Genomic DNA, 8,288 nt, shown 5'->3' with positions numbered 1-8,288 from the left:
CCAGCCTCCGCACACCACCCTCATGCCGTACGCGGACGTACGCCAGGCCCTCGCCGCCGACCGCACCCGCTCGCCCTATCGGCAGAGCCTCGACGGCACCTGGAAGTTCGCCTACGCCGACCGCCCCGGGGACCGGGACCCCGACTTCCACCGCACCGACACCGACGACGGCGACTGGGACACCATCCCGGTCCCCTCCGTCTGGCAGCTGCACGGCCACGACTTCCCCATCTACCTGAACATCACCTATCCGTACTGGGGCCCCAACGGCCGCGGCGAGGACCCGCAGCCGCCCGCCGCCCCGACCCGCTACCACCCGGTCGGCCAGTACCGCCGCACCTTCACCGTCCCGGGTGACTGGACGGGCCGCCGCACGTTCCTGCACTTCGAGGGCGTCAAGTCCGCCCACTACGTGTGGATCAACGGCGAACTCGTCGGCTACGACGAGGACTCCTGCACGCCCTCCGAGTACGACATCACCGGTCATCCGAGGCCCGGCACCAACCAGATCGCCGTCGAGGTGTACCGCTACGCCGACGGCGACTGGCTGGAGGACCAGGACATGATCCGGCTGAGCGGCATCTTCCGCTCGGTCTACCTGTACTCCACCCCGGCCGTGCACCTGCGCGACTTCAAGCTGGACACCCCGCTGAACGACACCTACACGGCCGCCGAGCTGGCGGTCACCGCGAGCGTGCGGGCGTACGGCGCGGGCGCGAGCGGCCGGTACACCGTCGAGACCCAGCTGTACGACGCGCGCGGCCACGCCGTCTGGTCCCGTCCGCCGACCTCAACGCCGCCGGCGCCGGCGAGGACGTCACCGTACGGGCCGCGAAGGCGGTGACGGAGCCCCTGCTGTGGTCGGCCGAGCAGCCGAACCTGTACACGGCCGTCCTCCGGCGGACAACGACCACGGCAACGGCCAGCACCTCCGCAACCGGACCTGGCGCGACGCCGGCGCCCGGCGGAAGGTCACGGACGTCACCGTGCGGGCGCTCGGCGAACGGGCCGTCGGGATCGAGGTCCGCGGCACGCTGCCCACCACCGCGGAGTCCACGTACACCACCACCTACACGGTGTTCGGCAACGGCGAGATCAAGGTCGACAACACCCTGCACCCGGGCGCCGCCGGACTGCCGTACATCCCCGAGGTAGGCACCCTGCTGTTCCTGCCCTGCCGCCTGGACCGCCTGCACTACTACGGCCGCGGCCCCGAGGAGAACCACTGGGACCGCAACACCGGTACCGACGTGGGCCGTTACAGCTCGACCGTGGCCGGCCAGTGGACCTCTTACATCCGCCCCCAGGAGAACGGCAACAAGACCGACGTCCGCTGGGCGGCCCTGACCGACGCCGGCGGGCGCGGTCTGCTGGTCTCGGGCGAACCCCTCCTGGAGATCAACGCCTCGCACTTCACCCCGGAGGACCTGTCGGCCGGAGTCCGCCACGACTACCAGCTGACCCCGCGGGACGCCGTCGTCCTGCGGGTCAACCACCGGCAGACGGGCGTGGGCGGCGACGACAGCTGGGGTGCCCACACCCACGACGAGTTCAAGCTCCTCGCCGACCGCGACTACGCGTACACCTACCGGCTGCGCCCGCTGACCGACGTGAAGGAGGCGACGGCGGCCTCGCGCCGGGCCACGGCGACCGAGTAGGGCCCGTGGGGGACACACCCGTCGGAGCCCGGGGTATCCGGGCTCCCATGGGTGACATTCTGGTAGGGGCCTGTTCCTGGACGGACCGTCAACTCGTCGCCAGCGGCTGGTATCCGCGCGGCCGGCGGGCCGCCGAGGGTCGGCTGCGGCACTACGCCTCCACGCTCCCCGTCGTCGAAGTGGACTCCGGCTACTACGCGTTGCCCCGCCGCCGCAACAGCGAGCTGTGGGTGGAACGCACCCCGGACGGGTTCCGTTTCGACGTCAAGGCGTTCTCGCTGCTGACCGGTCATCCCACGCGTCCGGAGGCGCTGCCCCCCCGACCTGCGGACCCGGACCGTGGACGGCGCGCTGCTGGACGAGGTGTGGGGGCGGTTCGCGGACGCGGTCGAGCCGCTGAGGAAGGCCGGGCGGCTGGGCGCCGTGCTGTTCCAGTTCCCGCCCTGGTTCGCGCCCGGCGCGGCTGCCGAGCGGACCCTCGAGGAGTGCGCGGAGCGCACGGCGGGCTGGCCGCTCGCCGTCGAGTTCCGGCATCCGGCCTGGTGGCGGGCGGACCGGGCCGACGGCACCCACGCGCTGCTGACCGCACTGGGCGCCACCGCCGTCGGTGTGGACATGGCGCAGGGACTCAGCGGCTCCCTGCCGCCCGTCGCGCCCGTCAGCCGGCCCGCCCTGGCCGTCGTGCGGTTCCACGGCCGCAGCAGGGCCTGGGGGAGGGGCAGCAAGGAGGACCGCTTCCGGCACGACTACGACGTCACCGAACTCGCCGCCTGGGTGCCCCGCCTGCGGCGGGCGGCGGAACAGACCGACGAACTGCACGTGCTGTTCAACAACTGCTGCGCGGACGCCGCCGTACGCGCCGCCGAGACCATGCGGGAGCTGCTGGCGTGAGACGGGCAGCCCCAGGACACGCTGACCGGGCAGCCCCAGGACACCTGACGTCCATGTCGGATTTCCGCCGGACCGGGGTGCCGCCCGTGCCCGATCCTTGAGACATGCTGAAGGGGATGCACACCGACACCGAGCGCTGCGTGCGCGCCGTGCGGTCGAAGGACGCCCGGTTCGACGGCTGGTTCTTCACCGCCGTCCTGACCACCGGGATCTACTGCCGGCCCAGCTGCCCCGTGGTCCCGCCCAAGCCCGGGAACATGGTCTTCCACCCGAGCGCGGCGGCCTGCCAGCAGGCCGGGTTCCGGGCCTGCAAACGCTGCCGGCCCGACACCAGCCCCGGCTCCCCCGAGTGGAACCACCGGGCCGATCTCGTGGCGCGCGCCATGCGGCTGATCGCGGACGGCGTCGTGGACCGCGAGGGCGTGCCCGGCCTCGCCGCCCGGCTCGGCTACAGCACCCGGCAGGTCGAACGCCAGCTGCTCGCCGAGCTGGGCGCGGGCCCCCTCGCGCTGGCCCGCGCCCAGCGCGCCCAGACCGCCCGGCTGCTCGTGGAGACCACGGGCCTGCCGATGGCGGAGATCGCCTTCGCCGCCGGATTCGCCTCCGTCCGCGCCTTCAACGACACCGTGCGCGAGGTCTTCGCCCTCTCACCGAGCGACCTGCGCACCCGGGCCGCGCCGAGGAACACCTCAGCCGGCACCGCCCCCGGTGTGCTGTCCCTCCGGCTGCCGTTCCGCGCCCCGCTCAACCCCGACAACCTCTTCGGCCACCTCGCCGCGACCGCCGTACCCGGCGTGGAGGAGTGGCGGGACGGCTCCTACCGGCGCACCCTGCGCCTGCCGTACGGGCACGGCATCGCGGCACTGACCCCGCGCCCCGACCACATCGCCTGCCGCCTCACCCTCGGCGACCCCCGCGACCTCACCGTCGCCATCAGCCGCTGCCGCCGGCTGCTCGACCTGGACGCCGATCCGGTCGCCGTCGACGACCAGCTGCGTACGGACCCGGTGCTCGCGCCCCTGGTCGACAAGGCACCCGGCCGCCGCGTGCCGCGCACCGTCGACGAGGCCGAGTTCGCCGTCCGGGCCGTTCTCGGCCAGCAGGTCTCCACCGCCGCCGCCCGCACCCACGCGGCCCGCCTGGTCACCGCGCACGGCACACCGGTCGACGATCCCGAGGGCGGCCTCACCCACCTCTTCCCGTCCCCCGGGGCACTGGCCGCGCTCGACCCCGAGACCCTCGCCATGCCCCGCACCCGCCGCACCACCTTCACCACCCTCGTTCGCCAACTGGCCGAGGGAGACCTCCACCTGGGGGTGGAGAGCGACTGGCCCGAGGCCCGCGCACGCCTTCTCGAACTCCCGGGCTTCGGCCCCTGGACGGTGGACGTCATCGCCATGCGCGCCCTGGGCGACCCCGACGCCTTCCTCCCCACCGACCTCGGCATCCGCCGCGCCGCCCGGGAACTGGGCCTGCCGTCCACCCCGGCCGCCCTCACCGCCCGCGCGGCGGCCTGGCGGCCCTGGCGGGCGTACGCGGTGCAGTACCTGTGGGCGACCGACAGCCACCCGATCAACTTCCTCCCCGTCTGACCAACCAGGGACGCAGAACCGATGAGACAGCACACGGTGATCGACAGCCCTTACGGCCCACTGACGCTCGTCGCCGACGACGGCGTCCTGTGCGGCCTCTACATGACCGGCCAGCGTCACCGCCCGCCGGAGGAGTCCTTCGGCGCCCCCGACGACACCCCCTTCGCGGGGGCGAAGGAGCAGCTCACGGCGTACTTCGCGGGCGAGTTGAAGGAATTCAGCCTGCAACTGCGCCTGCACGGGACCCCGTTCCAGCGCCGGGTCTGGGAGCAGCTGACCCATGTCCCCTACGGCGAGACCCGCACCTACGGCCAACTCGCCGACGCCCTCGGCAATCCCAAGGCCTCCCGCGCCGTCGGCCTCGCCAACGGCCGCAACCCGGTCGGCATCATCGTCCCCTGCCACCGGGTGATCGGCGCGGGCGGCGGCCTCACCGGCTACGGCGGCGGCCTGGAGCGGAAGCAGCGGCTGCTGGACCTCGAACGCGGAGCCGCCCTGTTCTAGGCGGCGATCCGGTGCAGCAGCCCGGGCAGCGAGGTGCCGATCGGCTCGCGGATCACCTCGTCGGCGAGGTCGTCGTACGGGGTGGGCTCCGCGTTGACGATGATCAGGCGGGCCCCGTGGCCGGCGGCCACCTCCGCGAGGCCGGCGGCGGGGTGGACCTGGAGACTGGTGCCCACGGCGATGAACACGGTGCACGCCTTGCTGATCGCCGCCGCCTCGGCGAGCACCACGGGATCGAGGTGCTCGCCGAACATCACCGTCGCCGGCTTGAGGATGCCGCCGCAGTCGGTGCACGGCGGATCGTCCTCGCCGGCCTCGACCCGGGCGAGCGCGTCCTCCATCGCACCGCGCGCGTGGCACTCGGTGCACACCACGCTCCGTACCGTGCCGTGCAGTTCGAGCACCTTGCGGTCCGGCATTCCGGCGAGCTGGTGCAGCCCGTCCACGTTCTGGGTGATCGCCCGCACCGGCATCCCGGAGCGCTCCAGCCCGGTCACGGCACGGTGCGCGGCGTTGGGCTCGACGGCGAGCGCGAAGTTCTCGCGCCGCATCCGCCACGACCGGCGGCGGATCTCCGGGTCGCCCATGTAGTACTCGTACGTCACGAGCTTCTCGGCGTCGGGATCGCGGCGCCACAGTCCGTTCGGCCCGCGGTAGTCGGGGATGCCGGAGTCCGTGCTGATGCCGGCGCCGGTGAGAAGGGCGACGAGGGGCTTGCTCATGGGGCCGAGGGTAGGTCGCGGTGCGCCGGCGCGGCGAGCGGAATACGGCGGGTGCGGACCCGGGGTCAGTGCACCCGGTGCCCGTCCTCGAGTTCCGCCGTGCCCGAGCCCTCGGCGAGGACGTCCAGCGCGGCCAGTACCCGGCGTCCCAGGGAGCCGCGGAGGTACGAGGTCACTTCCCCGCGCGGGACGAGCCGCCAGGACACCAGCTCCGACTCCTGCAGCCGGATCGCCCCGAGCTCCTGCGCACCGAGCACACCGCCGTCGTACAGATACGCCACCACCGGCGGCCGGTCCGGACCCTTCACCCAGTCCACCGCGAGCAGCCGTCCCAGCCGCCGGTCGAGACCGATCTCCTCGGCCGTCTCCCGCCGCGCCCCCTCGCGCGGGCTCTCCCCCTCGTCCGACTCGACCGTCCCGCCGGGCAGCGCCCACCCCTCCCGGTAGTTCGGCTCGACGAGCAGCACCCGCCCCTCCTCGTCCCGGAAGAGAGCGGCCGCGCCGGCGAGGACACGGGGGAGGGAGGCGATGTACGCGGCGAAGTCCCGGGCGGGCTGAGCGGTGGTCATGGCCGGAAGGGTAGCCGTGGCGCAGGGCACCGCCGCGGGGACGGAGCCGGGCCCGCGGGGCGCACGGCAGCACACGCCGGTCCCGTGATCGACACGGGAGGCGCGTGCGCCGGGGCACATGAACATTGGTGCCGAACCCTCGCGGAGCCGGCCGCAGCGGCGAGCCCGGCCGGCGCCCGTCGGCCGCCTCCGCGCCGGGACTCGCGCGGGTGAACCCGTTCCGGCGGAGCCGGCGTCTCGAGCGGTGACGGTTGATCCACCCGCCGCACCCGCCTCCCGCCGAGATCCACCACCCACCGCACCCCGTCCGCCATGCCGGGGCCTACGACAGCGGCACGCCCGGGTACGGCTGCCCGCCGTGCGCCAGCCGCAGCGTCCGTTCCGCCAGTTCGCTGATCCGTACCCCGTCGAAGCCGAAGACGGCGCTGCGTACCGTGTCCTGGAGGGGGTCCTTCCACTGGGCCGGGACGGCCGGGGCGCCGCACAGCACACCGGCCACCGAACCCGCCGTCGCGCCGTTGGAGTCGGTGTCCAGGCCGCCGCGCACCGTCAGCGCGATGGTGCGGGTGAAGTCGCCGTCGCCGTACAGCAGGCCCGCGGTGAGCACGGCCGCGTTCGGGACCGTGTGGATCCAGCCGAGGCCCGCCGTCTCCTCCGCGAGTGTCGTGAGCGTGTCCTCCCAGGCCAGCCCGGCCTCGTGCAGGGAGGCCACCCGGCGCACGGTGCGGGCGAGACGGCTGCTCACCGGGATCACCGTCAGCGCCTCGTCCACCGCCTGCCGCACGGTGGGCGCCGTGAACGCCGCCGAGACCAGCGCCGCCGCCCACATCGCGCCGTACACCCCGTTTCCCGTGTGGGACAGCACCGCGTCCCTGCGGGCCAGTGAGGCGGCGCGGCGCGGGGCGCCCGGCGAGGTCCAGCCGTGGATGTCGGCGCGGATCAGGGCGCCGATCCACTCCTGGTACGGGTTGTCGTACGTGGCCGTGAGCGGGGGTTTCAGACCGTTCGCGAGATTGCGGTACGCCGCCCGCTCCGCCGTGAAGGTCTGGAGGTACGGCAGCCGCAGCAGCCACAGGTCGCCGACCTGCTCGGTGGTGAAGGCGAAGCCGTGGGTCTCCAGCAGGTGCAGGCCGAGGATCGCGTAGTCGACGTCGTCGTCGCGGCAGCTGCCGTGGACGCGGCCGCGGACGCAGTACCGCCACTCCGGGCGCAGGTCGAGCGCCTTGCTCTCGGTCGGCGGTGCGGGGAGGTAGTCGGTGAGGGGGAGGGCGTCCGTCCGCCGCAGGTAGCGGTCGATGCGGGCCCGTGTCCACACCTCTCCCTGCTCGACCGGCTTGCCGAGCATGTTGCCCGCGATCCGGCCGAGCCACCCTCCGAGGATGCGGTCGGCGAGTCCTGGCTCCGTGTCCACAGCGGTCGTCGCGGTCATGGGAACGGTCTACCCGATCGCGGGCCGTTCCACGGGCTGGGCGGGGCATGGCGGCGTTGGTGTCCGCCGGTTAGTGTCACAGCGGCGCGACTGGCCCCGCACGCGTGCGGGGCCCGGAGATCGAGGGGAATGCACGTGGCGGACGCTGCAGGAAGCGGCACTCGTACGACGCGGTCGGCACAGCGGGTGCTGGTCGCCGTGGACAAGTTCAAGGGGTCGCTCACGGCCGTCGAGGTCGCCGAACGGGTGACGGCCGGGCTGCGCCGGGTCGTCCCGGACCTGGTGGTCGAGGCGCTTCCGGTGGCCGACGGCGGCGACGGCACGGTGGCCGCGGCGGTGGCGGCCGGGTTCGAACGGCGGGAGGTACGGGTCACCGGGCCCCTCGGCGACCCGGTGACCGCGGCGTTCGCGCTGCGCGACGGTACCGCCGTCGTGGAGATGGCCGAGGCCAGCGGGTTGCAGCGGCTGCCCGAGGGGGTCTTCGCACCGCTCACGGCGTCGACGTACGGCTCCGGGGAGCTGCTGCGGGCCGCGCTGGACGCGGGGGCGCGGAGCATCGTGTTCGGGGTGGGCGGCAGCGCCACCACCGATGGCGGTGCGGGCATGCTGTCCGCCCTGGGCGCCCGCCTCCTGACGGCCGGCGGTGAGCCGGTGGCGCCCGGTGGCGCGGGGCTCGCCGAGCTGGCCTCGGCCGACCTGTCCGGTCTCGACCCCCGCCTCGCCTCGGCCGGGATCGTGCTCGCCAGCGACGTCGACAACCCGCTGACCGGTCCGAAGGGGGCGCCGGCGGTCTACGGACCGCAGAAGGGTGCCTCGCCGGAGGACGTGGGGCCACTGGACGCGGCGCTGGCGCACTTCGCGAAGGTGCTGGAGGAGACCGCGGGCGCGCGGGCCGCCGAGTACGCGGCCTCCCCGGGCGCGGG

The 8,288-nt window shown here is 74.0% G+C and carries 6 protein-coding genes and 2 pseudogenes; 5 read left to right on the top strand and 3 right to left on the bottom strand.

Annotated elements, in window-relative coordinates; translation table 11 throughout:
- From B9S61_RS35310 to B9S61_RS35295, 4 genes and pseudogenes are all read left to right on the top strand, one after another.
- Window positions 1-1,658, top strand: a pseudogene (locus B9S61_RS35310) (sugar-binding domain-containing protein); the annotation flags it as partial.
- A 47-nt stretch (window positions 1,659-1,705) separates the two neighbouring features.
- Window positions 1,706-2,549, top strand: a pseudogene (locus B9S61_RS35305) (DUF72 domain-containing protein).
- A gap of 104 nt (window positions 2,550-2,653) precedes the next feature.
- Window positions 2,654-4,141, top strand: a complete 1,488-nt coding sequence (locus B9S61_RS35300; protein WP_308457813.1) for an AlkA N-terminal domain-containing protein — start codon at window positions 2,654-2,656, stop codon at window positions 4,139-4,141.
- A 21-nt stretch (window positions 4,142-4,162) separates the two neighbouring features.
- Window positions 4,163-4,645, top strand: coding sequence for a methylated-DNA--[protein]-cysteine S-methyltransferase (locus tag B9S61_RS35295; RefSeq protein ID WP_103545819.1), 483 nt, complete (start codon window positions 4,163-4,165; stop codon window positions 4,643-4,645).
- Here the strand turns inward: B9S61_RS35295 and B9S61_RS35290 are convergent.
- The 3 genes from B9S61_RS35290 to B9S61_RS35280 all read right to left on the bottom strand — a co-directional run bounded on the left by B9S61_RS35290 (window position 4,642) and on the right by B9S61_RS35280 (window position 7,365).
- Complete coding sequence (locus tag B9S61_RS35290) at window positions 4,642-5,367, bottom strand: Sir2 family NAD-dependent protein deacetylase (protein WP_103545818.1); 726 nt, start codon at window positions 5,365-5,367, stop codon at window positions 4,642-4,644. The genes B9S61_RS35295 and B9S61_RS35290 overlap by 4 nt on opposite strands.
- A gap of 65 nt (window positions 5,368-5,432) precedes the next feature.
- Complete coding sequence (locus B9S61_RS35285) at window positions 5,433-5,936, bottom strand: NUDIX hydrolase (RefSeq protein ID WP_103545817.1); 504 nt, start codon at window positions 5,934-5,936, stop codon at window positions 5,433-5,435.
- 322 nt (window positions 5,937-6,258) lie between these two features.
- On the bottom strand, window positions 6,259-7,365 hold the full coding sequence (locus tag B9S61_RS35280) for an ADP-ribosylglycohydrolase family protein (protein ID WP_103545816.1): 1,107 nt from the start codon (window positions 7,363-7,365) through the stop codon (window positions 6,259-6,261).
- A 129-nt stretch (window positions 7,366-7,494) separates the two neighbouring features.
- Here B9S61_RS35280 and B9S61_RS35275 point away from each other — a divergent pair.
- On the top strand, window positions 7,495-8,288 hold a 794-nt coding region (locus tag B9S61_RS35275; protein WP_103545820.1), incomplete at its 3' end, for a glycerate kinase.

Source organism: Streptomyces sp. SM1, from assembly GCF_002910825.1.
Taxonomy (GTDB): Bacteria; Actinomycetota; Actinomycetes; order Streptomycetales; family Streptomycetaceae; genus Streptomyces; species Streptomyces okerensis.
This window is presented reverse-complemented; position numbering and strand designations above follow the sequence as displayed.

Coding starts and splice junctions, on each gene's coding strand:
- B9S61_RS35300 (WP_308457813.1), top strand. CDS start 2,654: ATGCTGAAGGGGATGCACACCGACACCGAGCGCTGCGTGCGCGCCGTG.
- B9S61_RS35295 (WP_103545819.1), top strand. CDS start 4,163: ATGAGACAGCACACGGTGATCGACAGCCCTTACGGCCCACTGACGCTC.
- B9S61_RS35290 (WP_103545818.1), bottom strand. CDS start 5,367: ATGAGCAAGCCCCTCGTCGCCCTTCTCACCGGCGCCGGCATCAGCACG.
- B9S61_RS35285 (WP_103545817.1), bottom strand. CDS start 5,936: ATGACCACCGCTCAGCCCGCCCGGGACTTCGCCGCGTACATCGCCTCC.
- B9S61_RS35280 (WP_103545816.1), bottom strand. CDS start 7,365: ATGACCGCGACGACCGCTGTGGACACGGAGCCAGGACTCGCCGACCGC.